The organism is Aquabacterium sp. (assembly GCF_049274795.1).
Classification (GTDB): Bacteria; Pseudomonadota; Gammaproteobacteria; order Burkholderiales; family Burkholderiaceae_C; genus Aquabacterium.
Window position 1 is genome coordinate 33,078 of sequence record NZ_JBASTH010000099.1, and the last position, 26,258, is coordinate 59,335.

Annotated in this window: 23 protein-coding genes and 1 pseudogene; 10 read left to right on the forward strand and 14 right to left on the reverse strand. The window is 64.9% G+C overall.

The window, feature by feature from the left end:
- Positions 1–70 precede the first annotated feature (70 nt).
- Positions 71–334 (reverse strand): TIGR04438 family Trp-rich protein, encoded by a 264-nt coding sequence (locus tag WAQ08_RS16645; protein ID WP_422193060.1) that lies wholly within the window; start codon positions 332–334, stop codon positions 71–73.
- 133 nt (positions 335–467) lie between these two features.
- Between WAQ08_RS16645 and WAQ08_RS16650 the strand changes: the two genes are divergently transcribed.
- Positions 468–785 carry a c-type cytochrome gene (locus WAQ08_RS16650; protein WP_422193062.1) on the forward strand — a complete coding sequence of 106 codons (318 nt, stop codon included), beginning with the start codon at positions 468–470 and terminating at the stop codon, positions 783–785.
- A gap of 102 nt (positions 786–887) precedes the next feature.
- On the opposite strand, the gene WAQ08_RS16655 is transcribed toward WAQ08_RS16650, so the two are convergent.
- Both WAQ08_RS16655 and acs read right to left on the reverse strand, forming a co-directional pair.
- A complete protein-coding gene (locus WAQ08_RS16655) occupies positions 888–2,540 on the reverse strand; it encodes an MFS transporter (protein ID WP_422193063.1) in 1,653 nt (550 codons plus the stop codon).
- A gap of 219 nt (positions 2,541–2,759) precedes the next feature.
- Entirely contained in the window at positions 2,760–4,751 is a 1,992-nt protein-coding gene (acs, locus tag WAQ08_RS16660; protein ID WP_422193065.1) for an acetate--CoA ligase, read from the reverse strand.
- 150 nt (positions 4,752–4,901) lie between these two features.
- Here acs and WAQ08_RS16665 point away from each other — a divergent pair, with 150 nt between their 5' ends.
- The 4 genes from WAQ08_RS16665 to WAQ08_RS16680 all read left to right on the forward strand — a co-directional run bounded on the left by WAQ08_RS16665 (position 4,902) and on the right by WAQ08_RS16680 (position 9,624).
- Positions 4,902–5,501 (forward strand): TIGR00645 family protein, encoded by a 600-nt coding sequence (locus WAQ08_RS16665; protein WP_422193067.1) that lies wholly within the window; start codon positions 4,902–4,904, stop codon positions 5,499–5,501.
- Positions 5,502–5,514: 13 nt separating this feature from the next.
- The gene (locus WAQ08_RS16670; protein ID WP_422193068.1) at positions 5,515–6,033 is read left to right on the forward strand and encodes a DUF2062 domain-containing protein; all 519 of its coding nucleotides are present in this window, start codon (positions 5,515–5,517) and stop codon (positions 6,031–6,033) included.
- Between the two features lie 181 nt (positions 6,034–6,214).
- Positions 6,215–7,936: a GGDEF domain-containing protein gene (locus tag WAQ08_RS16675; RefSeq protein ID WP_422193069.1), complete on the forward strand. Its 1,722-nt coding sequence runs from the start codon at positions 6,215–6,217 to the stop codon at positions 7,934–7,936.
- Between the two features lie 161 nt (positions 7,937–8,097).
- Positions 8,098–9,624, forward strand: a complete 1,527-nt coding sequence (locus tag WAQ08_RS16680; RefSeq protein ID WP_422193070.1) for a fumarate hydratase — start codon at positions 8,098–8,100, stop codon at positions 9,622–9,624.
- 82 nt (positions 9,625–9,706) lie between these two features.
- On the opposite strand, the gene WAQ08_RS16685 is transcribed toward WAQ08_RS16680, so the two are convergent.
- A complete protein-coding gene (locus WAQ08_RS16685) occupies positions 9,707–10,126 on the reverse strand; it encodes a host attachment protein (RefSeq protein ID WP_422193071.1) in 420 nt (139 codons plus the stop codon).
- A 98-nt stretch (positions 10,127–10,224) separates the two neighbouring features.
- On the opposite strand from WAQ08_RS16685, the gene WAQ08_RS16690 reads away from it, so the two are divergent.
- Entirely contained in the window at positions 10,225–11,289 is a 1,065-nt protein-coding gene (locus tag WAQ08_RS16690; protein ID WP_422193073.1) for an MBL fold metallo-hydrolase, read from the forward strand.
- Positions 11,290–11,340: 51 nt separating this feature from the next.
- Here the strand turns inward: WAQ08_RS16690 and WAQ08_RS16695 are convergent, their stop codons facing one another.
- Entirely contained in the window at positions 11,341–12,345 is a 1,005-nt protein-coding gene (locus tag WAQ08_RS16695; RefSeq protein WP_422193075.1) for a PEP-CTERM sorting domain-containing protein, read from the reverse strand.
- A gap of 373 nt (positions 12,346–12,718) precedes the next feature.
- Between WAQ08_RS16695 and WAQ08_RS16700 the strand changes: the two genes are divergently transcribed.
- The gene (locus WAQ08_RS16700) at positions 12,719–13,063 is read left to right on the forward strand and encodes a PEP-CTERM sorting domain-containing protein (RefSeq protein ID WP_422193077.1); all 345 of its coding nucleotides are present in this window, start codon (positions 12,719–12,721) and stop codon (positions 13,061–13,063) included.
- An 87-nt stretch (positions 13,064–13,150) separates the two neighbouring features.
- On the opposite strand, the gene clpB is transcribed toward WAQ08_RS16700, so the two are convergent.
- From clpB to WAQ08_RS16745, 9 genes are all read right to left on the reverse strand, one after another.
- Entirely contained in the window at positions 13,151–15,745 is a 2,595-nt protein-coding gene (gene clpB, locus WAQ08_RS16705; RefSeq protein ID WP_422193079.1) for an ATP-dependent chaperone ClpB, read from the reverse strand.
- Positions 15,746–16,561: 816 nt separating this feature from the next.
- A complete protein-coding gene (locus tag WAQ08_RS16710; protein WP_422193081.1) occupies positions 16,562–17,728 on the reverse strand; it encodes a GGDEF domain-containing protein in 1,167 nt (388 codons plus the stop codon).
- 134 nt (positions 17,729–17,862) lie between these two features.
- A complete protein-coding gene (gene crcB, locus WAQ08_RS16715) occupies positions 17,863–18,243 on the reverse strand; it encodes a fluoride efflux transporter CrcB (protein WP_422193083.1) in 381 nt (126 codons plus the stop codon).
- Positions 18,240–18,863, reverse strand: coding sequence for a molybdenum cofactor biosynthesis protein MoaE (locus WAQ08_RS16720; protein WP_422193085.1), 624 nt, complete (start codon positions 18,861–18,863; stop codon positions 18,240–18,242). Before WAQ08_RS16720 ends, crcB begins: the two co-directional genes overlap by 4 nt.
- A gap of 2 nt (positions 18,864–18,865) precedes the next feature.
- Positions 18,866–19,123 (reverse strand): MoaD/ThiS family protein, encoded by a 258-nt coding sequence (locus WAQ08_RS16725; protein WP_422193087.1) that lies wholly within the window; start codon positions 19,121–19,123, stop codon positions 18,866–18,868.
- 13 nt (positions 19,124–19,136) lie between these two features.
- The gene (gene glp / locus WAQ08_RS16730) at positions 19,137–20,402 is read right to left on the reverse strand and encodes a gephyrin-like molybdotransferase Glp (protein WP_422193088.1); all 1,266 of its coding nucleotides are present in this window, start codon (positions 20,400–20,402) and stop codon (positions 19,137–19,139) included.
- 48 nt (positions 20,403–20,450) lie between these two features.
- The gene (gene thrC, locus WAQ08_RS16735; RefSeq protein ID WP_422193090.1) at positions 20,451–21,872 is read right to left on the reverse strand and encodes a threonine synthase; all 1,422 of its coding nucleotides are present in this window, start codon (positions 21,870–21,872) and stop codon (positions 20,451–20,453) included.
- Positions 21,873–21,922: 50 nt separating this feature from the next.
- Positions 21,923–23,242, reverse strand: a complete 1,320-nt coding sequence (locus WAQ08_RS16740; protein WP_422193098.1) for a homoserine dehydrogenase — start codon at positions 23,240–23,242, stop codon at positions 21,923–21,925.
- 106 nt (positions 23,243–23,348) lie between these two features.
- Positions 23,349–24,572 carry a pyridoxal phosphate-dependent aminotransferase gene (locus WAQ08_RS16745; protein WP_422193091.1) on the reverse strand — a complete coding sequence of 408 codons (1,224 nt, stop codon included), beginning with the start codon at positions 24,570–24,572 and terminating at the stop codon, positions 23,349–23,351.
- Between the two features lie 160 nt (positions 24,573–24,732).
- Here WAQ08_RS16745 and WAQ08_RS16750 point away from each other — a divergent pair, with 160 nt between their 5' ends.
- The 3 genes and pseudogenes from WAQ08_RS16750 to WAQ08_RS16760 all read left to right on the forward strand — a co-directional run.
- A complete protein-coding gene (locus WAQ08_RS16750) occupies positions 24,733–25,107 on the forward strand; it encodes an Mth938-like domain-containing protein (RefSeq protein ID WP_422193092.1) in 375 nt (124 codons plus the stop codon).
- A 155-nt stretch (positions 25,108–25,262) separates the two neighbouring features.
- Complete coding sequence (locus WAQ08_RS16755; protein ID WP_422193094.1) at positions 25,263–25,742, forward strand: peroxiredoxin; 480 nt, start codon at positions 25,263–25,265, stop codon at positions 25,740–25,742.
- 291 nt (positions 25,743–26,033) lie between these two features.
- Positions 26,034–26,258, forward strand: a pseudogene (locus WAQ08_RS16760) (PhoH family protein); the annotation flags it as partial.

Sequence of the window (26,258 nt, forward strand, 5' to 3'; positions counted from 1 at the left end):
CCAAAAGCAAAAGGCTGCACCACGTGCAGCCTTTTTCACTGGGCGCCAGGCCGCCCCCTCAGCCCAGGCTTCAGCGCTTGGACTTTTTGGGGCCCATGCCCAGGGCGTCGAGTGCCTTGTCACGACGCGCATCCCGCTTGGCATCGACCTTCTCCATGGCCTTGCGCTGCGTCCAGCCGGACGTGTCAGCCCAGAACCACCACAAGATGGCCAAGCCGAACGGCAGCAGAAACTTCCAGAGATCGCCGTCCCACTTCCAGGTCCACTCCGCGACAGGACCGATCCCTGCGATGTTCATGACCATCAAGGCCACGCCAATCACGACAAACCACATAACACCACTCCCTCGAATAAGGGTTACCTGGGCTCCATTGGAACACCGTCTGTCAACCGTCACAGCCCAGATAAACGTTTATAAAGTCGGTCTGCATTCAATGCAGCCCCTAGAACTGAAAGGACGTCCCCCCATGAGACTGCTGCTGTCCCCGCTGTTGGTCGGCACTGCCCTGTTGTCCACCCTGAGCCTGCCCGCTCACGCCAACCAGCAACTGGCCCAGAGCAAGGCCTGCATGGCCTGCCACCAGGTCGACAAGAAGGTGGTTGGCCCTTCCTTCACGGACATTTCCAAGAAATACGCCGGCAAGAAGGGCGCCGATGCCCAGCTTGCCACCAAGGTGCTCAAGGGCGGCGGCGGGGTGTGGGGCACGATGCCCATGCCCGCCAACCCCCAGGTCTCCGAGGCTGAGGCCAAGCAACTGGTCAAGTGGATCCTGACCCTGAAGTGAGCCCCGGGCAGCTTTCCTGCCCTCTCATGAAAAAAGCCCCGCTCGTGCGGGGCTTTTTGTTGATGGCACCGACCTGCATGAGGCCGGTGCGCGTGGGCAGGATCAATCGTTGGCGTAGATGTCCACGTCCTTGGTGTCACGCACGAACAGCAGGCCAACCACGAAGGTGATCAGGGCCACGATGATCGGGTACCACAGGCCGTTGTAGATGTTGCCGGTCTGCGCCACGATCGCGAAGGCCGTGGTGGGCAGCAGGCCGCCGAACCAGCCGTTACCGATGTGGTACGGCAGGCTCATCGAGGTGTAGCGGATGCGGGTCGGGAACATCTCCACCAGCATGGCCGCGATCGGGCCGTACACCATGGTCACGTAGATCACCAGCAGCGTCAGGATCGCCACCACCACCGGCTTGTTCAGCTTGGCGGGGTCGGCCTTGGCGGGGTAGCCAGCTTCCTTGATGGCGGTGGTCACGGCCTTCTTGAACTCGGCGTCCTTGGCCTTGGCTTCGTCAGCAGGCAGGCCCTTGGAGTTGTAGGACTCGATGGCCTTCTCGCCCACCTTGATCTGGGCAATGCCGGCGCCCTCCACGTTCTCGTAGTTCACCGAGTTGCTGGCCAGCACCTGCTTGGCGATGTCGCACGAGCTGGTGAACTTGGCGGTGCCTGTCGGGTTGAACTGGAAAGAGCACTCCGACTGGTTGGCGATCAGTGTCACCGGGGCGTTGGCCTGGGCATGGGCCAGGTCAGGGTTGGCGGCTTCCGTCAGCGCCTTGAACAGCGGGAAGTAGGTGACGGCAGCGATCAGGCAACCTGCCAGGATGATGGGCTTGCGGCCAATCTTGTCCGACAGCGAGCCAAACACCACGAAGAACGGCGTGGCGATCAGCAGCGAGATGGCGACCAGGATGTTGGCGGTGGCACCGTCGACCTTCAGCGTCTGCGTCAGGAAGAACAGGGCATAGAACTGGCCCGTGTACCAGACCACGGCCTGGCCGGCGACCAGACCCACCAGGGCCAGGATCACGATCTTCAGGTTCTTCCACTGGCCGAACGATTCGGACAGCGGCGCCTTGGAGGTCTTGCCCTCGGCCTTCATCTTCTTGAAGGCGGGCGATTCATTCATCGACATCCGGATCCACACGCTGATGCCGAGCAGCAGCACGGAAACGATGAACGGAATGCGCCAGCCCCAGTCGGCAAAAGCCTCTTCACCGGTGATGGTGCGGGTGCCCAGGATCACCAGCAGCGACAGGAACAGGCCCAGCGTGGCGGTGGTCTGGATCCAGGCGGTGTAGGCACCGCGGCGGCCGTGCGGTGCGTGCTCGGCCACATAGGTGGCGGCACCACCGTACTCACCACCCAGGGCCAGGCCCTGCAGCATGCGCAGCACGATCAGCACCACGGGGGCGAGCACGCCGATCGAGTTGTAGTTGGGCAGCACGCCCACCAGGAAGGTAGAGGCACCCATCAGCAAGATGGTGACGAGGAAGGTGTATTTGCGCCCGATCATGTCGCCCAGGCGACCGAAGACCAGCGCGCCGAAAGGCCGCACGATGAAACCGGCCGCGAAGGCCAGCAGCGCGAAGATGAAGGCGGACGTGGGATCGAGCCCTGCGAAGAACTGTTTGGCGATGATCGCGGCGAGCGACCCGTACAGGTAGAAGTCATACCACTCGAAGACGGTACCGAGGCTGGAGGCGAAGATGACCTTCTTCTCCTCCGCCGTCATCGGCGTGTTGGTTGCTGCGTTAGCCATGTTGGAAGCTCCTCATCGTTGCAGGACGAAGGTTTTTGACCTTCTCAACCCCCAGGTTAGGGGGGTCTGTGAACAGATGTAATGAGGGGGAATGCGGATAGCCCCGGCAAAACCGCACAGATTTCCCTACGGGTATCCGCCGATTCAGACCATCACCCGAAAAATCGGGCCGGGTATCCACCAAGGCAGGCCATCCCTGCCCATCCCCCTCGCCGCGTGTCAGTTGGCCTGGGCCAGCTGCTCCAGGATGGCCGGGTTCTCCAGCGTGCTGGTGTCTTGGGTGACCGCGTCTCCCTTGGCGATCACGCGCAGCAATCGCCGCATGATCTTGCCGGAGCGCGTCTTGGGCAGGTTGTCGCCGAAACGGATGTCCTTGGGCTTGGCGATCGGGCCGATCTCCTGGGCCACGTGGTTGCGCAGTTCGGCGGCGAGCTTCTTGGCCTCTTCACCGCTGGGGCGAGGGCGCTTGAGCACCACGAAGGCGCAGATGGCCTCGCCAGTGAGGTCATCGGGGCGACCCACCACGGCAGCCTCGGCCACCAGCGGGTGCGACACCAGGGCGGATTCGATCTCCATCGTGCCCATGCGGTGCCCCGAGACGTTCAGCACGTCGTCGATGCGGCCGGTGATGGTGAAGTAGCCCGTCTCCGCATCGCGGATGGCGCCATCGCCCGCCAGGTAGTAGCTGCCGCCGAAATCGGCCGGGTAGTAGCTCTTCTTGAAGCGCTCCGGATCACCCCAGATGGTGCGGATCATCGCGGGCCAGGGCTTGCGCACGACCAGCACGCCGCCCTGCCCCCAGGGCACTTCCTTGCCGGTCTCGTCGACCACGGCGGCATCGATGCCAGGGAAGGGCAAGGTGCACGAACCGGGCGTGAGTGCATGGGCGCCGGGCAGCGGCGTGATCATGTGGCCGCCGGTCTCAGTCTGCCAGAAGGTGTCGACGATGGGGCAGCGACCGCCACCGATCTCGCGGTGGTACCACTCCCACGCAGCGGGGTTGATGGGCTCGCCCACCGTGCCCAGCAGACGCAGGCTTGTCAGGTTGAAGTTGCGCGGATGCACCTCGGGCGTGATCTCGGCCGCCTTGATCAGCGCGCGGATGGCGGTGGGCGCCGTGTAGAAGATCGTGACCTTGTGGTCCTGGATCATGCGCCAGAAGCGGGCAGCATCTGGGTAGGTGGGCACGCCTTCGAACACGATCTGCGTGCCGCCGTTGGCCAGCGGGCCGTAGGCCACGTAGGTGTGGCCGGTGACCCAGCCGATGTCGGCCGTGCACCAGAAGATGTCGTCGGGCTTGAGGTCGAACGTCCATTTGGTAGTGAGCGCCGCCTGCAGCAGGTAGCCGCCCGTGCAGTGCTGCACGCCCTTGGGCTTGCCGGTGGAGCCAGAGGTGTAGAGCAGGAACAGCGGGTGTTCCGCATCAACCCACTCGGGCTCGCAGGTGGTGGACTCAGCGGCCATCACGTCGTGCAGCCACACGTCGCGGCCGGCATTGAAGGCCACATGGCCGCCGGTGCGCTTGTAGACGATGACGCGGCGCACGCTGTCGCAGCCACCCAGGCTGATGGCCTCGTCGACGATGGCCTTGAGCGGCAGGCTCTTGCCGCCCCGCTGCTGTTCATCGGCGGTGATGATGAGCACGGCGCCGGCGTCTTCGACGCGATCGCGCAGGCTCTGGGCCGAGAAGCCGCCGAACACCACCGAGTGCGTGGCGCCAATGCGGGCGCAGGCCTGCATGGCGATCACGCCTTCGACCGACATGGGCAGGTAGATGACGACGCGGTCGCCTTTTTGCACGCCCTGCGCCTTGAGCGCATTGGCCAGTTGGGACACCTTTTCAAGCAGCTGCTTGTAGGTGTGGCGGGTCACGGTACCGTCATCGGCCTCGAAGATGATGGCGGTTTTGTCGCCCAGACCATTGTCGACGTGGCGGTCCAGGCAGTTGTACGACACGTTGAGCGTGCCGTCGGCGAACCAGCGGTAGAAGGGGGCGTTGCGCTCGTCGAGCACTTCGTTGAAGGGTTGTTTCCAGCTGACCAGATCGCGGGCCAGGTCAGCCCAGTAGCCTTCATAGTTAGCCTGCGCCTTGGCACACAGCGCGTCATACGCGGCACGGCTGCCGATGTGGGCATTGCGGGCGAAATCCGCGGGAACGGGAACGGTGTTGGCGTGGTGAGGGGTGTCGTGCTGGATGGTGCCGGTTGTCATCTGTTGGTCACTCCGAAGCTGCTGCAGCGCTTGTGGCGCTCTGGTCAAAAGACCGGGGTTGCGCGTCATGCATGCAAGCCCCGTTCAGCCGGAACTTTCCCGTAACTTTAGAATTTGCTGCTACGTAGTATCCCTGCACCAATCTGACACATGTCCAACCCACGCGCCAAACTCGGCCCCCTCCCCTCCATCATCTTCGCCAGCCGCTGGCTGCAACTTCCGCTCTACATCGGATTGATCCTGGCACAGGCGGTTTATGTGTACCACTTCTGGGTGGAGCTCGTTCACCTGATCGAAGCCGCGTTCGGCAACCAGCATGCGCTGGAAGCCATCATCGCGGCCACAGGCCAGAAGGCCTCCGAAGGGCCCAACCACCTTACTGAGACCACCATCATGCTGGTGGTGCTTGGCCTGATCGACGTGGTGATGATTTCCAACCTGCTGATCATGGTGATCGTGGGCGGCTATGAAACGTTCGTTTCACGCATGAACCTCGAAGACCACCCCGATCAGCCCGAGTGGCTCAGCCACGTCAATGCTTCGGTCTTGAAAGTCAAGCTGGCCACGGCCATCATTGGCATCTCGTCGATCCATCTCTTGAAAACCTTCATCAACGCCGGCAACTACACTGACCGGGTGCTGATCGCGCAGACGCTGATCCACGTGACCTTCCTGTTGTCGGCCCTGGCCATCGCCGCCACCGATCGACTGTTGCAGAACCCGCATCCGCAGCCTGAACCGAGCAACTGAACCACCGAGCCCCATGAGCCAACCGAAACGCCGTTGGATGCCTGAGAGAGACCAGATCCTGGCCTCTCGCTGGCTGCGGCCGGTGCGCCCCTACCTGAGCGACGACAGCCTGTGGGACCTGAACCGCGGCAGCGTGGCACGGGGTGTGGCGGTGGGCCTGTTCATCGGCCTGCTGCTGCCGGTGGCGCAGTTCCTGTTCGCCATCGCCGGGGCGGTGCTGCTGCGCGGCCATGTGCCGGTCAGTGCCGCGTGCACGCTGGTGACCAATCCGCTCACGGTCACGCCCATCTACTGGCTGGCCTACCAGATCGGCGGCTACTTGCTGCCCGCCCGAGCTGAAGCCATCGACACGCTGCAAAGCGCCACCACCTGGTTCGCGCAGGCGGTGCAATGGGCCGGGGCCATGGGCGCCCCGCTGCTCACGGGCCTGGCCGTGATGGCCAGCGTCACCGCTGTGCTGGGCTACGTGGTGGTGTGGCTGCTGTGGCCCCGGCCCACAGCCCCAGTCGTGCAGGATTGCGCGCGGGATTGAAACGGCTGTTTGCCCCTTGTCAAGCACAAGCCAGGCACCATAGCGGCCTGCGCCGTGCATAGTTGGCATCGGCGCCTGAAAACCTCGCATCGCCCCTGACGCGCAGGTCAGCCCCTTCACGGACAATGGCGCCATAAGGCTCCATTACGTACCTGGAGCCATCGAAACACCAGCCGTAACGATGGACAAGGCAGTCACGCCATCCGCCTCCAGCACCAACCAACGCCGCCATGTGGTGCGTGGTCTGCTGGCCCATGCCCTGGCGCATCACGGCGTGGTCTGGCTGCTGTTGGCCGCCGCGGCTAGCCAGCACCTCCTGCCCTGGGAGGCCTTGCTGGGTGTGATCGCGCTCACCGTGGCACTGGGCGCCATGCTGCCCATCATGGCCCGGCGGGGCTTTCCTCTGCATCGTTTTGACCCGGCGCTGTTCGGGCCGCTCAGCTTGATCAGCATCGCCTTGCTGGTAGGCGTGACCGCACTGGCGCGCGAGCAAGATCGCCTGTGGCTGGCCGTGTGCGTGCTGCCTGCGGCCTTGATGGCCTGCACGCACCTCAGAGGCCGTGGCTTGCGCCTCGGCGGCCTGATCGCCTCGGCCGTGGTGGGCGGCCTGCTGCTGGCGTGGGGGCTGCACCGGCCCATGGGCATCCCGCTGTTGATGGCCCTGGCCGCGCTGATACTGGCCTGCCTGCTGCCCGCCTGGGCCACCGGGCGCCTGCGCCTGCTGCGCTGGCGATCCGCCGTGCAATGGCTGCTGTCGGGGGATCCGGCCCAGCGCGTCTTCATCCTGCGCTTCCTGATCGCGTGCGTGTGCGCCCTGTCCGGCATCGCGGCGCTGGAGTACGGCGCCTCCCTGGGCCTGATCGATGCCGTGGCCGCGCGCTGGATGACTTGGCTGGCCACCGCCACCGTGCTCGGCTTCTACCTGATGACGCGCTCGGGCCTGAACATGAACATGCGCGACCGCACCATGACCGAGCCCAAGCTGCTGGTGTGCGTGGTGTTCCTGGCCTTTGGCTACTACCTGGGCGGCATCGGCCGCGGCCTGGCGCTCACGCTGCTGGTCACGCTGGAGATGTTCGGCATGTTCGTGATCACGCCTTCGCAGGTGGCGCGCATCAGCGCCTTTGCGGCCGTGGCGTTCTCCGTGTCGATGCTGGCCGTGGCCCGCACGGAGACCGATCCGGGCCAGCTCAAGCTGCAGGTAGTGACCTTCGGCGTGATGATCGTGGTGCTGACAGTGATGTCTTGGCTGGCACACCAACTGGGCCTGTTGCGCAACTCGCTGATGCGCCGCAAGAACGACCTGGCCGAAGCGCTGGAGCGCATCCAGATGCTGGCCACGCGCGACGAGCTGACCGGCCTGGTCAACCGCCGCCGCATGACGGAACTGCTCCATCAGCAGATCAAGCTGGGCGCACGCTCTGGATCGCCCGCCTGCATCGCCCTGATCGACCTGGACCATTTCAAGGCCATCAACGACACGCACGGACACGGCGTGGGCGACGAGGTGCTGCGCAACGTGGCGCAGGCGCTCAAGGCCGGGCTGCGCGACACCGATGTCGTGGCCCGCTGGGGCGGCGAGGAGTTCCTGATCCTGCTCAACGACAGCGACATGGAAGCGGCCGCCCTGGGGATCGAACGTGCAAGGCTGGAGATGGGCCGCACCACCATGTCGGCCAGCGTGCCCCGCCTGCGCGTGACTTTCTCGTGCGGGCTGGCCGCCTGCGACGATGGCCTGGCGCTGGAAAAGCTGGTGGACCAGGCCGACCAGCGCCTGTACGCCGCCAAGGCCCAGGGCCGCAACCGCACCTGCACCACCCTGGCGCCCATGGTGAGCATGGCCGGCCTGGGCCCGCAGAACCCGGCCACTGTGCGCGACACCGCCACCTTGCTGCCTGACTGATTTTCCGGGATGTGTCAGCCGGGCGCCGCCCCCGCTGAACCAGAGGCGACACACGGAACCCGAGCCCCCATGGCCAGACCATGCGCGGTAAAATGCCCGCCGTCACCCAACCACCCTGCCCCAAGGGTGCCCCCAGCCCAAGCCAAAAGCCCAAGCCCACCATGACGACCATCCGCCACGACGACCTCGTCGAATCCGTCGCTGCCGCCCTGCAGTACATCAGCTACTACCACCCGGCCGACTACATCGCCCACCTGGCCCGCGCCTACGAGCGCGAGGAATCGCCGGCCGCCAAGGACGCGATCGCGCAGATCCTGACCAACTCGCGCATGTGCGCCGAGGGCCGTCGCCCGATCTGCCAGGACACCGGCATCGTCAACGTCTTCCTGAAGATCGGGATGGGCGTGAAGTGGGAAGGCTTCGGCGCCCGCAGCATTCAAGATGCGGTGGACGAAGGCGTGCGCCGTGGCTACAACAACCCGGACAACAAGCTGCGCGCCTCGGTGCTGTCCGACCCCATCTTCGAACGCAAGAACACCAAGGACAACACGCCTGCCGTGGTCTTCATGGAACTGGTGCCCGGTGACACGGTCGATGTGACGGTCGCGGCCAAGGGCGGCGGCTCGGAGAACAAGTCCAAGGTCTACATGCTCAACCCGTCGGACAACATCGTCGACTGGGTGCTCAAGACCGTGCCGACCATGGGCGCCGGCTGGTGCCCGCCCGGCATGCTGGGCATCGGCGTGGGCGGCACCGCTGAAAAAGCGGCTTTGCTGGCCAAGGAATCGTTGATGGACGACATCGACATGTACGAACTGCTGGAGCGCGGCCCGCAAAACAAGCTCGAAGAGATGCGCATCGAGCTGTACGAGAAGGTCAACGCTCTGGGCATCGGCGCCCAAGGCCTGGGCGGCCTGACCACCGTGCTGGACGTGAAGATCAAGACCTACCCGACGCACGCGGCCTCCAAGCCCATCGCCATGATCCCGAACTGCGCGGCCACCCGCCACGCCCACTTCGTGATGGACGGCAGCGGCCCCGTCTACCTGGATCCGCCCAGCCTGGACCTGTGGCCCAACGTGCACTGGGCCCCTGACTACAACAAGTCCAAGCGCGTCGACCTGAACACGCTGACACCGGCCGAAGTGGCCAGCTGGAAGCCCGGCGACACCCTGCTGCTCAACGGCAAGATGCTGACGGGCCGCGATGCCGCGCACAAGCGCATCCAGGACATGCTGGCCAAGGGCGAGCAACTGCCGGTCGATTTCACCAACCGCGTCATCTACTACGTGGGCCCGGTTGATCCGGTGCGCGACGAGGTGGTCGGCCCTGCCGGCCCCACCACCGCCACCCGCATGGACAAGTTCACCGACATGATGCTGGAGAAGACTGGCCTGATCTCCATGGTGGGCAAGGCCGAACGCGGCCCCATCGCCATCGAGTCGATCAAGAAGCACAAGTCGGCCTACCTGATGGCCGTGGGTGGCAGCGCCTACCTGGTGTCCAAAGCCATCAAGGGCGCCAAGGTGGTGGGCTTCGCCGACCTGGGCATGGAAGCCATCTATGAGTTCGACGTGGTGGACATGCCTGTGACCGTGGCCGTGGACGCCGGCGGCACCAGCGCACACATCGAAGGGCCGAAGATCTGGCAGGCCAAGATCGGCAAGATCCCCGTGGCTGTGGCCTGACGCCCAGGCTGCTCACAGAAAAACCGGCCATCTCTGGCCGGTTTTTTATGCCCTGCGCTGCAACGGCCAGGGTTGCGGCTTATCAGGCGTGAGCCGGCAAAAAGCGCCTTTCGAGCTCATCGAGATCGGCCTTCAGCAGATCCTTGTCAAGCTCGTCATTGATCACTTCAGCCACCTGCGGGCTCCATGATTGCCGCAAGTAACCCAGGAAACGAGGCGCCGCCGCCACCTTCAGCGACGTGAAGCGACCCTGCTGATGATGCTGCGCCAGCCTTTGTGCCACCTGCTTGGCGAAGCGCTGCGCCTCTTGGTGAAGCTCTGCCTCGCCTGCCGAGGTGGTGGTGCTGTTGCCACGCCGCCCACGGGCATCGTGGCGCATCTCTGCCGCCTTGGCATGGGCATCAGGATCGGTCAATTCTTCGACTGGCTTGAGGATGCGGTCATCGACTTCCAGCACACGTGCGATGGCTTCGTCAGCCACCAGGATCCAGGTTTTTTTCATAGGGGTGCTCCATTCTTCGCCTCATGCGTGGCGAGGCCTTTGTCAGGCAACCCATGTGCCCGGCCCTGGGCACACCGCCGTTCGTTACGATGGGGCCCATGAAGAAGAATCCCTACTTCGACCCAACCAAGCCGCATCACCGCCCCGGAGGCTTCCAGAACAACTACCTGGAGTTTCGGGAAAAGCGCTGGCATGAGTTGCTGCGTTGGCGCTGGGAGGCCTGGCGCAAGGGCGAGCCCACGCCGCCCAAGGATCCCATCCCCGTGGTCGAGCCCGATCTGGCCTTCATCCACGCCAACGCCAAAGCGGGCAAAGCCATGGCACCCGCCATCACCTGGGTGGGGCATATCACCGTGCTGGCGCAGATCGGTGGCCTGAACTTTTTGACCGACCCGGTGTTTTCGGAGCGCTGCTTTCCGGTGCAGTGGGCCGGCCCGCGCCGCCACACGCCACCAGGCCTGCGCCTGGAGCAGTTGCCCCACATCGACGTGGTGCTGCTGTCTCACAACCACTATGACCACATGGACGAAGGCTCGCTGCTGGCATTGGCACGCCAGGCCGGCTGCCCGCCCCTGTTCATCACGCCCTTGGGCCACCAGGCCTGGTTTGCGCGCCATGGCATCCACGGCGTGGTCGAGCTCGATTGGTGGGATCGCCACCTGATCCAGGCCACCGGGCACCACCACCGCATTCCCGTGGTGCTGACGCCTGCGCAGCACTGGTCGGCCCGCACGGCCACGGATGCCTTGTGCAGCCTGTGGGGAGGCTTTGCCGTGCTCTCGCCCGATTGCCACCTGTTCTTTGCAGGGGACACCGCCTATTCCAAAGACTTCGCAGACATCCGCCAGCACTTCGCCATCGACCACGCACCGGGCCTTGGCGGAGGCTTCGACATGGCCCTGCTGCCCATCGGCGCCTATGAGCCACGCTGGTTCATGAAAGACCAGCACTGCAACCCGGCCGAATCCGTGCAGATCTTCAAGGACCTGGGTGCCAAGCAGGCGCTGGGGGTGCATTGGGGCACTTTCCAGCTGACCAATGAGGCATTGGATGAACCGCCGAAGGCCTTGAAAAAAGCGCTGGCCGCCAACAGGATTAACGAACAGCGCTTCTTCGTGATGCCCATCGGCGGTACACGGCGGATCACCCCCCGGTCGCGTTGAACGCCACCAGGCAGCGCCCGAGCCACTCACCGTGCCCGGGCATGAACTCGTTCAGATCGAACGGCGGCGGCGCATCAGGCCGACGATGATGCCCAGGCCAGCCAGGGTCATCAGCGAGCTGTCAGCCTCAGGCACGGCGGTGACCGAGCGATTGGCCAGCGCGCCTGCCACGACCAAGCCTGCAGCAGCCATGCCCAGTGCGCCGGCTTCCGGCACGGCAGCCGTGGTGGCATTGCCGTTCACGGACACCGACAGGCCCAGCGATGCAAACTGGGTGCTGCTGCTCATGTTCACGAACTTGCCGGTCAGCACGTCCGTCAGGCTCTTGACCTCGTCGGTGCCAGGGGTGGTCGTATAGACGTACTGGTAGCTGCCGTAGTACGGGTCGTACACCCAGTTGCCGGTGGTGTAACCAGTGGTCGCGGTCGCAGTGATGCTCTTGCTGATGGTCTGGTTGTAGGACACCGAAGCGCCATCACCCACGTAGTTGTAGGCCAGAGAGATGGAGCCCGTGGCCGTGGCCTGGTCAGAGACACCGCAGTAGTAGTAATAGGGGTTGCAGGTGGCATTGCTGGCTGCGGCCGACAGGCTCACGTCAGCTTTGATCAGCAGCGCGGTGTTGGCCGAGATCGAGATCGTCAGCGGACCGTTGCTGTAATACGAACTGATGCCACCCGTCGATGCGCCAGCATTGAACGACGTGCCCTGGCCATTGGCCACGCCTTGAGCACTCAATTGAGTGCTGCCTACCGTGGCGGTAGCGCTGGCGTTCGTCAACTCAGCCAGAAATTCTTTGCTGAACGAGAAGGTACCTGCACGGGTGCGCGATGCAGCTTCGGACTCACCAAGAACGGTATCACCCGCGCTCACCGACAGGGCCGTGCTGCCATTGCTCGTCAGGAAGCTGAGCGAGGGGGTGAGGTTGTCAAATGGGTCGAGATCGACCAGCGTGAACGACAGATTGCCGATCGTGGCCGAAGCCTGCGAGGCCGCCATGGCCGAAGAGTTAGCAAATGCGAAGACGCACGCGAGCGCCACCGTCGAGAAACGGATCATGGAAATCTCCCTGATGGATGAAAAGCGAAAGCCGGGGAATCCGGCCACACAATTTTCACAAACAGTCACAGCGAGTCACTGCGCATCATCCCCCTCGGGCACGGGTGTTGTCGCGCGCGAACGACTGACCACGCGGGGTGGTTCAGCCTCACGTCAACATGGCAAAGGGTTCATCCCGGTGACTTGCCTCAATGGCAGTGCTACCCCGTCGGATTCAACCAAGTACATCTTGATCGCACGCCCAAAGGCATCATGGCCTGCAACACCGCCTAGGCACTGCACAGAAGACAAGGGGTGGCGCCTCGTCCAGGCCGAACCACTTGAACTGCGTATACTTTACAAATAGTAAAAGCCCGCTTCAGGAAGGACATCCATGCGCACCATCATCGCCGCAGCACTGCTTGCGGCCTCTTTCGCAGCATCGGCTCAAAACGGATCGCTGGGATACTCAGGCTCGTTGATAGATGCCATTCAGCCCGCTGGTGGCAATGGCTCAGGGACTGGGAGCGCCAGCGCCTCGCCGTCCTACACCATCGTCAGCACCAGCATCGACATGAAGACCAAGACCCTGATGGCCACCCTGTCAGACGGCCGAATCCTCCCGCTGGACAGCCTGAAAAACCTGGCGCCAGTGAGCAGCGTGCCCGAACCGGGCACCATGGGCCTGATGGCACTGGGGATCGCGGCGCTGGCCTGGCACGCGCGCCGCAAGCGCTGAAACGCTATCGCCAAATACGAAGCCCCTGCCAGGCGAACCGGACAGGGGCTTTTTTCCAAGGCGGACACCGACCGCCCGCAGCCCGGCTCAGTGCACCGTTCGCCCGAACTCGAAGTTGCCTTCGCCATCGGCCACCACCGGGATCACGTCCTTCGGGCCGAACTTGCCCTGCAGGATCAGCTTGGCCACCGGGTTCTCGATGCGCTGCTGGATGGCTCGCTTGAGCGGCCGCGCACCGAACACCGGATCGAAGCCCGCCTTGGCCAACTCCACCAAGGCCTGCGGCGACACGTCCAGCTTCATCTCCATCTGCTCCAGGCGCTTTTCAAGGCCCTTGAGCTGGATCTTCGCGATGGATTCGATGTTGGCCTGGTCCAGCGCGTGGAACACCACCACCTCGTCGATGCGGTTGAGGAACTCGGGGCGGAAGTGCTGCTTCACCTCCACCCACACCGCGTCCTTGATGTCGGCTGAGGGCTGCCCCGCCATCTGCATGATCTGGTGCGAGCCCAGGTTGCTGGTCATCACGATCACGGTGTTCTTGAAGTCCACGGTGCGGCCCTGTCCGTCGGTCAGGCGGCCATCGTCCAGCACCTGCAGCAGCACGTTGAAGACATCGGGGTGGGCCTTCTCGACCTCGTCGAGCAGCACCACGCTGTAGGGCTTGCGGCGCACCGCTTCCGTCAGCGTGCCGCCTTCTTCATAGCCCACGTAGCCCGGGGGCGCGCCGATCAGGCGGCTCACCGAGTGCTTCTCCATGAACTCGCTCATGTCGATGCGGATCAGGTGCTCCTCGCTGTCGAACAGGAAGCCGGCCAGCGCCTTGCACAGCTCGGTCTTGCCCACGCCGGTCGGGCCCAGGAACAGGAAGGAGCCATACGGGCGGTTCGGATCCGACAGGCCTGCACGCGAGCGGCGGATAGCATCGGACACGGCCACGATGGCCTCGTGCTGGCCCACGACGCGCTCGTGCAGCTTGTCTTCCATCGTGAGCAGCTTGTCGCGCTCGCCCTGCATCAACTTGGACACGGGGATGCCGGTGGCGCGCGCCACCACCTCCGCGATCTCTTCGGCACCGACCTGGGTGCGCAGCAGCGTGGGCTTGCTCGCGTCCTTGCCCTTGGCGTTCTCCTTGTCCTGCGCTTCCTTCAGGCGCTTCTCCAGATCGGGCAGCTTGCCGTATTGCAGCTCGGCCACCTTGTTGAAATCGCCCTTGCGCTTGAACTCCTCGATCTGGAAGCGGATGCGGTCGATTTCTTCCTTCACGTGCGCGGAGCCCTGGGCCTGGGCCTTCTCTGCCTTCCAGATGTCCTCCAGATCGGAGACCTCGCGCTCGAGCTTCTTGATCTCGTCCTCGATCAGGCCCAGGCGCTTGATGGAGGCTTCGTCCTTCTCGCGCTTGACGGCCTCGCGCTCGATCTTGAGCTGGATGACGCGGCGGTCCAGCCGGTCCAGCGCCTCGGGCTTGGAGTCGATCTCGATCTTGATCTTGGCCGCGGCCTCGTCGATCAGGTCGATGGCCTTGTCAGGCAGGAAGCGGTCGGTGATGTAGCGGTTGGACAGCTCGGCCGCGGCCACGATGGCCGGGTCGGTGATCTCGACGCCATGGTGCACCTCGTACTTTTCCTGCAGGCCGCGCAGGATGGCGATGGTGGCCTCCACGGTGGGCTCGCCCACCAGGATCTTCTGGAAGCGGCGCTCCAGGGCGGCGTCCTTCTCGATGTACTTGCGGTATTCATCGAGCGTGGTCGCGCCGATGCAGTGCAGCTCGCCGCGCGCCAGGGCCGGCTTGAGCATGTTGCCCGCGTCCATCGCGCCATCGGCCTTGCCCGCACCGACCATGGTGTGGATCTCGTCGATGAACATGATGGTCTGGCCTTCGTCCTTGGCCACTTCTTTCAGCACGCCTTTCAGGCGCTCTTCGAAATCACCACGGTACTTGGCGCCGGCCAGCAGCAGGGCCATGTCCAGCACCAGCACGCGCTTGCTCTTGAGCGAATCGGGCACCTCGCCCGCGACGATGCGCTGCGCTAGGCCTTCGACGATGGCGGTCTTGCCCACACCGGGCTCGCCGATCAGCACGGGGTTGTTCTTGCTGCGGCGTTGCAGCACCTGGATGGCGCGGCGGATCTCTTCGTCACGGCCGATGACCGGGTCGAGCTTGCCCTGGCGGGCGCGCTCGGTCAGGTCCAGCGTGTACTTCTTGAGCGATTCGCGCTGGCCTTCGGCCTCGGGGTTGTCGACCTTCTGGTCGCCGCGCACGGCCTTGACGGCGGCTTCGAGCGCCTTGCGGGTCAGGCCGAAATCGCGGGCCAGTTCGCCGGTTTCGCCTTTGTGGTCGCTGAGCGCCAGCAGGAACATCTCGCTGGCGATGTACGGATCACCCTGCTTGTGGGCTTCCTTCTCGGCGCCCTGCAGCAGGCTGACGGTGTCGCGGCCGGCCTGCACCTGGTCGGCGCCCTGCACCTGAGGCAGCTTGTCGATCTGTTTGGTGAGGCCGGTGGCCAGTGCCTGCACCTTCACGCCGGCGCGTTCGAGCAGGGCCTTGGGGCCGTCGTCCTGCTGGAGCATGGCCAGCAGGATGTGGGCGGGTTCGATGTAGGGGTTGTCGCGGGTCACCGCCAGGCTTTGGGCCTCGGTGAGCGCTTCCTGGAATTTGGTGGTGAGCTTATCGAGTCGCATGAGGGCTCCTGAGGGCGGCCGGGGCTTGGCTTCAGGTTGGTGCCCAGGGGCCGCAAGAGATATTGAACTGTGTACTGAAATGGGCTCGGGGTGGGGGATTTCAAGTGGGGCGGGTTGTTGCGTTGAGTCAAGGTTTTGTTTTGGGTTGGGGGCGTTCGCGGGTGGTTGGCGCTCAGTGGGGGCGGAGGGTGTTTGGACTGAGCGGCAAGGTTCGGGGGCTCCGCGTGCAACAGGTTTTGCTCGGGTCGCCGAGTGGTGAGGCCTTCGCGTCGGGTTGGGGAGCTCGGGCGTTGCAGAGAAAAGGCCTGCGCGCAAAGCGAAAAGCCTTGCGGGCGGGGTTATGCGGCGCACGGCTGCGGCACCTGTACTTCGCGTGGCAAGCCTCAGAGCCTTGCGGCCAGGGCTCCGGGCCCGCCACCCCGAGTTCCGAGCTTGGCCGTTGCCCCAAAAAGCGTCGCGCCGCGAGGCCTCACCACTCGGCAACCCGAGTTCAGAAGGCGAAGCGCAAGGCAAAAAGCCTGGCGGACCAGCCTTTTGCTTCCCTCCCCGCCACCGCGGTGGTTGTCGTAGGGGCTGACGGGTGGCCCTGGGGGTGCGCCTGTGGGGTGCCGAGAAGCGCAGCGGCGAGGTGGACATGTGCGGAGCACATGCTTCGTTCATCTGACTGGCCACAGTTGTTTGAGCTACGCGGCCTCAGGCCGCGTAGCGAGTTCTGCGACCCCACCTTGCCGCGAGCATCGCAGGGAAGTCATCGCCAGGGGCGATGACCACCCCACTCGAAGCACCCCCGGGGCCACCCGTCAGCCCCGGAGCAACTCAAACCTCCGCAAACTCCACCCGATTGCGCCCATTGTTCTTGGCCGCATACAGCCGCCCATCCGCCTTCGCCAGATCCTCTTCCAGCGACGTCGTCGGGCTGTGGAAACTCACCCCGATGCTGATCGTGATCCGGATCGGCCCCACCTTGGTCTCGCACGGATTCATCTCGACCGCCTTGCGCAGCCGCTCCGCCACCCCATAGGCCTCCTGCGCGCTCTTGACCGGCAGCAGCACCGTGAACTCTTCCCCGCCGTACCGGGCCAGCAAGGCATCGTCACGCAAGCGGTCGCGGATCACCTGCGTCACGTGCCGCAGCACGTCATCCCCGATCAGGTGCCCGTAGCGGTCATTCACCGCCTTGAAATGGTCCAGGTCCATCATCAGCACCGCGATCTGGCTGGACTGGTACTGCTGCAGCGCCAGCATCCGCTCACCCAGTTCACGCAGCCCCCGCCTGGACAAGGCGCCCGTCAAATCATCGGACAACGCCCGCGCCCGCAACTGCTGGCTTAGCCGCGCATTGATCGTCGAGAACGCCAGCGCCGCCACGGCCAGCGGCAGCAGCGCCACGCCGATGCCGCTCACCGGCCGCAGCCACTCGGGCCCGTGCAGCCAGTCCGGCGGATAAGGCCCCGGCACCGTGAAGGCGTGGTACACAACCACCAGCCAGTGCAGCGCAAAAGCCAGTGCCACCACCATCAGGCTCAACTCGCTCACATGGCCCCGCACGTTGTGCACGATCAGCCAGCCCTGGTCCACCGCCATCGCCACGCTCACCACCGCGAAGATGACGGCCACGCAGCGCACGTAATCGGCCTCGGGCAGCAGCGCCGCCGCCCACAGCAATACGCCCACCACCAGGGTGATGCCAGCGCCCAGATAAGGATGCGTGCGGCGCCCGTTGAGCTGCCGGAAGGCCCAGGCCATCAGGCACACGCCCATGCCCGCGAAGCCGATCAGCGCCTTGGTCAGCGCCGGCACCTGCTCGTGCGGCGCGAACAGGATGATGGACATCACCGACACCGAGGCAAAGGCCCAGCGGTAGATGTTCAGGGTCTGCAGCAAGCGCGGCTGGTCGGTCTGGATGAAGCTCATCAGGCCCAGGCCCACCACGGCGCCGATGCCCGCCACCGCATAGCAAGTAAGGATGTCTACAACCAGCATGCCCGTCTTGTAAGGTTGCCGCCTGTCTGTCTTATCAGACCCGACTATGCCTCACATCTTGCAGGCTGGCGCCGCTGTGCGCCATGCGGATTTACCGCGAGATGAAACACGCAAAGCGTTGCGCCGCGTCCACCTCAGCCCAGCCAACTGCGCGCCAGCCGGGCGCCCAGCGCAGCACAGGCCAGCGCCCCCACCACGTGGACCAGGGTATGGGCCAGCGCCAACGGCCAGCGGCCCTTCTCCAACAGCGCCAGCGACTCCATCGAGAACGACGAGAAGGTGGTCAGCCCCCCCAAGAAGCCGGTCACCAGCAGCAGGCGCGCGGCCTCGTTGGGCTGACGCCCGAAGACCACGTAGGCGATGCCGACGAGGAAGCCACCCACCACGTTAACCAGCAGCGTGCCCAGCGGAAAACCCAGCCACAGCGGGTTGAGCCACACGGCAGCCATCCAGCGCGCCAGGGCCCCGACCACGGCACCGGCCGCCACATACACCGCAAACCACAGGGAAATCATGCGCCTTGTTCCTTCGCTGCCTGATGACGAGGGTCGGGGGCAGCCATGGAGGCCGTCGAACCTGCCTGCGCCATATTGGCCACGGCATCGGGCACCTCGCCCCAGCGCGCCAGGGCCGCGTCGTCCTGCTCGCGCGCGTCCACCCATTCACTGCCCTGCGCGGAAACCTCCTTCTTCCAGAAGGGGGCCTGGGTCTTGAGCCAATCCATCAGGAATTCGCAGCCCTCGAAGGCCGCGCGCCGGTGCGGGGCGCTCACGCAGACCAGCACGATCTGGTCGCCCAACGCGAGCGGGCCGACGCGGTGGATCACCCGGGCGCCACGCAGTTCGAAGCGCCGGATCGCCTCGTCGACCATGGCCTCGATGGTGCGTTCGGTCATGCCGGGGTAGTGCTCCAGCACAAGGCTGGGGCCCGTCGGAGCCTCAGTGTAAGGCTTGCCGTGATCGGCCGGCATGTGAGGCACGCCGCGCCATTCCCGCACCGTGCCTACGAAACTGGCCACGGCGCCGATGCCCATGTCGCCCTCGCGCAGGGCCGCAACTTCCGCCCCCAGGTCGAAATCGGCCTCCTGCACGGCCACGTGGCGGTGCGGTGCGGCGGGGCGGGTGTCACCGGCCATGTTCACCCTCCGGTGACGGGCGGGAAGAAGGCCACCTCGGCGCCGTCGCGCAGCGCCTCGTCGTCGTCGCACATCACCTGGTCGCAGGCGGCGCGCACGGCACGGTCGCCGTTGAGTGCGGCCTGGTGGCCGGGTGAGCGGCCGGCCAGCCAATCGCGCAAGGCACCCACGGTGACCGGCGCATCGGCGCCGAAAGCCAGGTCTTCGCCGGGGCCCAGGGCCTCGCGGATCCGGGCGAAGTAGCGGACGGTGATCTTCATGACGGCTTTCTCATCAACCCTGGCTCTGCGTGCCCGAGGGTTGCAGCCATTGTGCCAAGGGCACGAAAGGCACAGGGTCACCCGGGGCCACGGTCTGGCCGGGCTGCAGGTCGATCAGGCCGCCAGCCCACGCGGCCGAGGTCAGCACGCCCGAGCCCTGGTGCGGGAACAGGCTCAGCCCCCCCTGCTCGTTCAGGCGTGCGCGCAGGAACTCGCGGCGCTTGTCGGGCTTGGCCCAGCTGAAATCGGCACGCAACGGCAGCGCCTTGGGCAGCGTCCAGGCCTCGCCGGCCAGCACGCCCAGCACCGGGCGCACCAGCAGCAGGAAGGTCACGAAGCTGGCCACCGGGTTGCCTGGCAGACCCATGTACAGGGCCCGGCTGCCGTCATCGCGGTTCAGCCACCCCAGCACGAAGGGCTTGCCGGGCTTGATGGCCAGGGCCCAGAAGTCCAGCCCGCCCTCGGCCGCCACGGCGACACGCAGGTGGTCTTCTTCCCCCACGGACACGCCACCGCTGGTGATGACCAGATCGTGATGGCGCGCCGCCTCGCGCAGCGCGGCGCGGGTGGCGGCCAGGTCATCGGGCACCACGCCCAGATCGCTGCTCTGGGCGCCGGTGGCCTGCACCAGGCTACGCAGGGTGTGACGGTTGCTGTTGTAGATGGCGCCAGGGGGCAGAGGCTGGCCAGGCATCACCAACTCGCTGCCGGTGGTCAGCACGCCCACACGGGGGCGTTTGAACACGCTCAGGTACTCGGCACCCACTGAGGCGGCCACGCCCAGCGCGGCCGGGCCCAGGCGCAGGCCTGCCGACAGCACGGTCTGTCCAGCCGCGATGTCTTCACCACGGCAGCGAATGTTCTGGCCAGGCTCGACGGGTTGGCTGAAGCTGACCCGGCCATCGTCGCCCACCGTGGCCTGCTCCTGCATCACCACGGCATCAGCGCCCTCTGGCACCGGCGCACCGGTGAAGATGCGGGCACAGGCCCCCGGCGGCAGCGCGCCACCCACCTGCCCTGCGGCAATGCGCTGAGCTTGGGGCAAGGGCGCGCCGGCCTCGGCCGCACGCAGGGCGTAGCCGTCCATCGCGCTGTTGTCCAGCGGCGGCACGTCCACGGTAGAGGCGACATCCTGCGCCAACACACGGCCCAGCGCATCGAAGCTGGACACTGTCTCCCGCGGCAAGCCGGCATCACCGGCGGCCTTGACATGCTGCTCGGCCACCAGTTGCAGCCGCGACCAGGCCTCGTCCAGGGGCATCAGCGGTTTGAAAGCCATCTTCTCAGCTCACATGCGAAACCGGCGCCATAGGCGCCGGTGTGGGGATCAGTCGTTGCAGTGCTGGACGATGTAGTCCTTGACCACCTTGGCATCCGCCGGCACCACCGTGAAGCGCTTGGGCAGCGCTTCCAGCCCGTCCAGCCCGGCGATCCAGAACGGACGCGCCGGCTTCTGGCCCGTGGCCTCGACGATGGTCTCTTCGAACTTGGCCGGCAGCGCCGTCTCCAGCACGATCATGCGCACCGTCGGGTCCAGGTGATCGCGCGCCACCTTCAGGCCATCGGCCGTGTGCGTATCAATCATGGCGCCAAAGCGCTCAAAGGTGTCGCGGATCGTGGCCAGGCGGTCGGCGTGCGTGCTGGTGCCCGACACGAAGCCGTAGCCCGCCACCTTGGCGAACTCGTCGGCCGACACGGCGAACAGGCCGCGCTGCTCCACTTCGTCCTTGAACAGCGACTTGGTGCGTGCACCGTCACGGCCCAGCAGATCAAAGATGAAGCGTTCAAAGTTCGACGCCTTGGAGATGTCCATCGAGGGCGACGAGGTCTCGAACGTCTCGGCGCTGCCCCGCACGCGGTAGCTGCCGGTGCGGAAGAACTCGTCGAGCACGTTGTTCTCGTTGGTGGCCACCACCAGCTTGTCGATGGGCAAGCCCATCATGCGGGCCACGTGGCCGGCGCACACATTGCCGAAGTTGCCCGAAGGCACCGTGAAGCTGACCTTCTCGCCCTCGGACTTGGTCGCGTAGAAGTAGCCAGCGAAGTAGTACACCACCTGGGCCAGCAGGCGTGCCCAGTTGATCGAGTTCACCGTGCCGATCTTGTACTGGCGCTTGAAGGCCAGGTCGTTCGAGGCGGCCTTGACGATGTCCTGGCAATCGTCGAACACGCCTTCGACCGCCAGGTTGTGGATGTTCGGGTCCTGCAGGCTGAACATTTGCGCCTGCTGGAACGGGCTCATGCGGCCATGCGGGCTCAGCATGAACACGCGCACCCCCTTCTTGCCACGCATGGCGTACTCGGCCGCGCTGCCCGTGTCGCCCGAGGTGGCGCCCAGGATGTTCAGCGTCTCGCCACGGCGGCCCAGTTCGTACTCGAACAGGTTGCCCAGCAGCTGCATCGCCATGTCCTTGAAGGCCAGCGTCGGGCCGTTGGACAGCGCTTGCAGCGCCACGCCCGGCTCCAGCAGCTTCAACGGGGTGATCTCGTCGAAGCCGTAGGTGGCCTTGGTGTAGGTCTTGGCGGCGATGGCCTTCAGATCGGCAGCCGGGATGTCGTCGATGTACAGCGACAGGATCTCGTAAGCCAGCTCGGCATACGACAGCTTGCGCCATTTGGCCAGGGTGGCCGCATCGATCTGCGGATACTGCACCGGCAGGTACAGCCCGCCATCGGGCGCCAGGCCTTCCAGCAGGATCTCGGAGAAGCCGCGTTCGGTCTTGTCGCCGCGCGTGGAGATGTATTTCATGTCAGTTCCTCACAGGCGGGCATGCAGCAATGCGCGTACCCGCTGCGTGATCAGGCGAGTTCTTCTTTGCGGAGCTTGACGATGGGGGCCAGCACCGTGGGCAAAGCCTGCATCGCAGCCAGCGCCTGGTTCATGCTGCCTTCCTTGGTCTCGTGCGTCAGGATGATCAGGTCGGTCTGGTTGCCCTCGCCGCTCACCTCATCGGCCTCGCGCTGGATCACCGCGTCGATGCTGATGCCCTGCTCGGCCAGGATGCCCGTGAGCTTGGCCAGCACGCCGGCCTTGTCGGCCACACGCAGGCGCAGGTAGAACGAGGTGATCACCTCGTCCAGCGGCAGGATCGGCAAGGCCGACAGCGCATCCGGCTGGAAGGCCAGGTGCGGCACGCGCGCCTCGGGGGCGGCGTCCAGCAGGCGGGCAATGTCGACCAGGTCGGCCACCACAGCCGAGGCGGTCGGCTCGGAGCCGGCGCCCTTGCCGTAGTACATCGTCGTGCCCACGGCATCGCCCTGCACCAGCACGGCGTTCATCGCGCCTTCCACGTTGGCGATCAGGCGGCGCACCGGCACCAGTGTCGGGTGGGTGCGCAGCTCGATGCCCTTGTCACGGCGGCGGGCGATGCCCAGCAGCTTGATGCGGTAGCCCAGTTGCTCGGCGTACTTGATGTCGGTGGCCGACAGCTTCGTGATGCCTTCCACATGGGCCTTGTCGAACTGCACCGGGATGCCAAAGGCGATCGAACCCAGCAGCGTGGCCTTGTGAGCAGCGTCCACGCCTTCGATGTCGAAGGTGGGATCGGCCTCGGCATAGCCCAGGCGTTGCGCTTCCTTCAGCACCACGTCGAAGTCCAGGCCCTTGTCGCGCATCTCGGACAGGATGAAGTTGGTCGTGCCGTTGATGATGCCGGCCACCCACTGGATCTGGTTGGCCGTCAGGCCTTCGCGCAGCGACTTGATGATGGGGATGCCACCGGCCACAGCGGCCTCAAAAGCCACGATCACGCCCTTGGCGCGCGCAGCCGCGAAGATCTCGGTCCCGTGCACGGCCAGCAGGGCCTTGTTGGCCGTGACCACGTGCTTGCCGGCCGCGATGGCTTCCAGCACCAGGGCCTTGGCGATGCCGTAGCCGCCGATCAGCTCCACCACCACGTCGATGTCGGGGTTGGCGATCACCTGGCGGGCATCCGACACCACCTTGGCGGCGTCGCCCACCACCTTGGTGGCCAGCTCGGTGTTGAGGTCGGCCACCATGGCCACTTCGATGCCACGGCCTGCACGGCGGCGGATCTCTTCCTGGTTGCGCTTCAGCACGGTGAACGTGCCGCCGCCGACGGTTCCGATGCCCAGCAGGCCGACCCGCACGGGTCGCAGTTGTGGTTGGCTCATGCGTTTCTCTCTCGGGGTGCGCAGCCTTGTGGGCCGCGTCTCTTGGGTTCTAGAAATGGCTGGCCGGTCGAGCAACCGGCACTTGCAGGTGTCAGGCGTGGCGCTTGCGGTAGCCGTCCAGGAAGCGCGCAATGCGGCCAATGGCATCGCTCAGGTCGTCGCTGTTGGGCAGGAAGACCAGGCGGAAGTGGTCCGGGTGGATCCAGTTGAAGCCCGTGCCCTGCACGATCAGCACCTTTTCTTCGGCCAGCAGCTCGTAAGCGAACTGCTGGTCATCGGCGATCGGGTACAGCTTCGGGTCCAGCTTGGGGAACATGTACAACGCGCCCTTGGGCTTGACCACGCTCACACCGGGGATCTGGTTGAGCAGGTCATAGGCCAGATCACGCTGCTTGCACAGGCGGCCACCCGGCTGCACCAGGTCCTTGATGCTCTGATAGCCGCCCAGCGCGGTCTGGATCGCCAACTGGCCCGGCGTGTTGGCGCACAGGCGCATCGAGGCCAGCATGTTCAGGCCCTCGATGTAGTCACGCGCATGGCGCTTCTCACCGGACACCACCATCCAGCCGGCGCGGTAGCCGCACGAGCGGTAGTTCTTGGACAGGCCGTTGAAAGTCAGGAACAGCACGTCATCGGCCAGCGAGGCAATGGAGGTGTGCGTGTTGCCGTCGTACAGCGTCTTGTCGTAGATCTCGTCGGCCAGCACGATCAGGTGGTGCTGGCGGGCCAGATCGACGATCTCCTGCAGCAGGCTGTCCGGGTAGAGCGCGCCGGTCGGGTTGTTCGGGTTGATGACCACGATCGCCTTGGTGTTCGGCGTGATCTTGGCCTTGATGTCGGCGATGTCGGGATACCAATCGGATTGCTCGTCGCAGATGTAGTGCACAGGGCGGCCGCCCGACAGCGACACCGCCGCCGTGTACAGCGGGTAATCCGGCGCCGGCAGCAGCACCTCGTCGCCATCGTTGAGCATGGCGTTGAGCGACATCACGATCAACTCGGAGGCGCCATTGCCCAGGTAGACGTCATCGACCGTCACGCCCTGGATGCCCTTTTCCTGGCAGTAGTGCACCACCGACTTGCGCGGCGCGAACAGACCCTTGCTGTCCGTGTAGCCCGCCGCGCTCGACAGATTGCGGATCATGTCCTGCACGATCTCGTCGGGCGGCTCCAGCCCGAACACGGCCAGGTTGCCGATGTTCAGCTTGATGATCTTGTGGCCGTCTTCTTCCATCTGCCGCGCCTTTTCCAACACGGGCCCACGGATGTCGTAACAGACGCTGGCAAGCTTGCTGGACTTGGCGATCGGCTTCAAAACAGGCTCCAAAGAGACGGCGGTAGCGGGGGTTTTCGTCCGCCATCACGCCTGAATCAGGCACGAAAAGCGGGTTTTCTTGGGGAACCTACAATTTAACCACACGCTGCCACCTGCCCGCACCCGCAGGCCACCATGGCCGGCCACCAAATTCCCTGCGATGAAGTTCCAACCCGACCGCCCCGAAGGCACCAACATCATCCACGCCGTCACGCGCACCCAGGTGTCCGTCAACGGCCAGCCCTACACCACCAGCGTGCTGGTGCCCGGCAATGCGCCACTGTCTGCCTGGGCGCCAGAGAACCTGGCCGCCCTCACGGCCGACCACATCGCGGAAATCCTGCCGTTCAAGCCTGAACTGGTCATCCTGGGCAGCGGCCCCAGCCTGCGTTTCGCCCATCCGTCGGTACTGCGCCCGCTGATCGAGGCCGGCATTGGCGTGGAAACCATGGACACGCCTGCTGCGTGCCGCACCTACAACGTGCTGATGTCCGAGGGGCGCAAGGTGCTGGCGGCGCTCATCATCCACGAATGAGCCTATCTATGCCTCGATGTGAAATCCACGTGAACCAATCCACATCAAGGGGCTCACACATTTTCGGGAAGGGATTGCTCCCATCGGGTCGGGGATGGACCCCAAGCTCGTTTTATAATCACGAGTTATTCACGCAGGTCGCTCAGCACTACAACATGACACCCGCTCTCAACAAACCTTTGCCGGAATTCGAAGCAGCTGCCACGGGTGGTGTGAAGTTCACGCCTCAGGCTTTCCAAGGCCAGACTGTGATCCTCTATTTCTACCCGAAGGACCACACCCCCGGTTGCACGACCGAGGCCATGCAGTTCCGCGACAAGCACAAAGAGTTCGTCAAGTCCGGCGCCGTCATCTTCGGCGTCTCGCGTGACAACATGGCCTCGCACGACAAGTTCAAGGAAAACCTCGAACTGCCCTACGAGTTGATCGCCGACACCGAAGAAAAGCTCTGCCACATGTTCGGCGTGGTCAAGAACAAGATCATGTACGGCAAGAAGGTCAAGGGCATCGAGCGCAGCACCTTCCTGATCGACGCCGATGGCGTGCTGCGTGCCGAATGGCGCGGCATCAAGGTGGCTGGCCACGTTGATGAAGTGCTCGACGCCGTCAAGGGCTTGAAGAAGGAAGCCGCCTGACATCCCGTCAGGCACCTTCAGGTCAACCCGAGGAGCCTAAACGCTTTCTTTTGTGAATTGCGTGACAGCTGGTGCTTGTTGTACCCCCCCGACATCCATGGGGACCCGGATGGCCCAGGCCGCCGAGTGTGCATAATGGGTTTCATGCATCTGGGTTGTCATCGACATCACGCTGACTTGTCTCCCCGGCCTCAACGGTCGGCGGAGCACCCCGGCTCAAGGTCAAGGCCGCACACACCGTTGTGCGGCCTTTTTGTTTGTGCCTAGCCTGAAGAAAGACGGAACGCCACCATGCCTCTTCCCAAGCCGCCTGCCAAACGTGCTGACATGCTCTCCACTGCGGACTACGAGTCCCAGCCCAAACCGGCCAAGACCGGGTTGAAACGCGGCTCCAAAAACAGCAGTTCCGTGGTTGCCATCCCACCAGCGGCGCCTCGCATCGTGCCCGCCCAGCCACCCGTGCTAGAACTCGTGCCGCGCCCCCTTGCGGCCGAGGCGCGCGCCAAGGCTCCTGCC

Coding starts and splice junctions, on each gene's coding strand:
- crcB (WP_422193083.1), bottom strand. CDS start 18,243: ATGATTTCCCTGTGGTTTGCGGTGTATGTGGCGGCCGGTGCCGTGGTC.
- WAQ08_RS16755 (WP_422193094.1), top strand. CDS start 25,263: ATGACACCCGCTCTCAACAAACCTTTGCCGGAATTCGAAGCAGCTGCC.
- acs (WP_422193065.1), bottom strand. CDS start 4,751: ATGACAACCGGCACCATCCAGCACGACACCCCTCACCACGCCAACACC.
- WAQ08_RS16690 (WP_422193073.1), top strand. CDS start 10,225: ATGAAGAAGAATCCCTACTTCGACCCAACCAAGCCGCATCACCGCCCC.
- WAQ08_RS16680 (WP_422193070.1), top strand. CDS start 8,098: ATGACGACCATCCGCCACGACGACCTCGTCGAATCCGTCGCTGCCGCC.
- WAQ08_RS16655 (WP_422193063.1), bottom strand. CDS start 2,540: ATGGCTAACGCAGCAACCAACACGCCGATGACGGCGGAGGAGAAGAAG.
- WAQ08_RS16670 (WP_422193068.1), top strand. CDS start 5,515: ATGAGCCAACCGAAACGCCGTTGGATGCCTGAGAGAGACCAGATCCTG.
- WAQ08_RS16650 (WP_422193062.1), top strand. CDS start 468: ATGAGACTGCTGCTGTCCCCGCTGTTGGTCGGCACTGCCCTGTTGTCC.
- WAQ08_RS16675 (WP_422193069.1), top strand. CDS start 6,215: ATGGACAAGGCAGTCACGCCATCCGCCTCCAGCACCAACCAACGCCGC.
- WAQ08_RS16685 (WP_422193071.1), bottom strand. CDS start 10,126: ATGAAAAAAACCTGGATCCTGGTGGCTGACGAAGCCATCGCACGTGTG.
- clpB (WP_422193079.1), bottom strand. CDS start 15,745: ATGCGACTCGATAAGCTCACCACCAAATTCCAGGAAGCGCTCACCGAG.
- WAQ08_RS16700 (WP_422193077.1), top strand. CDS start 12,719: ATGCGCACCATCATCGCCGCAGCACTGCTTGCGGCCTCTTTCGCAGCA.
- WAQ08_RS16710 (WP_422193081.1), bottom strand. CDS start 17,728: ATGCTGGTTGTAGACATCCTTACTTGCTATGCGGTGGCGGGCATCGGC.
- WAQ08_RS16695 (WP_422193075.1), bottom strand. CDS start 12,345: ATGATCCGTTTCTCGACGGTGGCGCTCGCGTGCGTCTTCGCATTTGCT.
- WAQ08_RS16750 (WP_422193092.1), top strand. CDS start 24,733: ATGAAGTTCCAACCCGACCGCCCCGAAGGCACCAACATCATCCACGCC.
- glp (WP_422193088.1), bottom strand. CDS start 20,402: ATGGCTTTCAAACCGCTGATGCCCCTGGACGAGGCCTGGTCGCGGCTG.
- WAQ08_RS16720 (WP_422193085.1), bottom strand. CDS start 18,863: ATGGCCGGTGACACCCGCCCCGCCGCACCGCACCGCCACGTGGCCGTG.
- WAQ08_RS16725 (WP_422193087.1), bottom strand. CDS start 19,123: ATGAAGATCACCGTCCGCTACTTCGCCCGGATCCGCGAGGCCCTGGGC.
- WAQ08_RS16665 (WP_422193067.1), top strand. CDS start 4,902: ATGTCCAACCCACGCGCCAAACTCGGCCCCCTCCCCTCCATCATCTTC.
- WAQ08_RS16645 (WP_422193060.1), bottom strand. CDS start 334: ATGTGGTTTGTCGTGATTGGCGTGGCCTTGATGGTCATGAACATCGCA.
- thrC (WP_422193090.1), bottom strand. CDS start 21,872: ATGAAATACATCTCCACGCGCGGCGACAAGACCGAACGCGGCTTCTCC.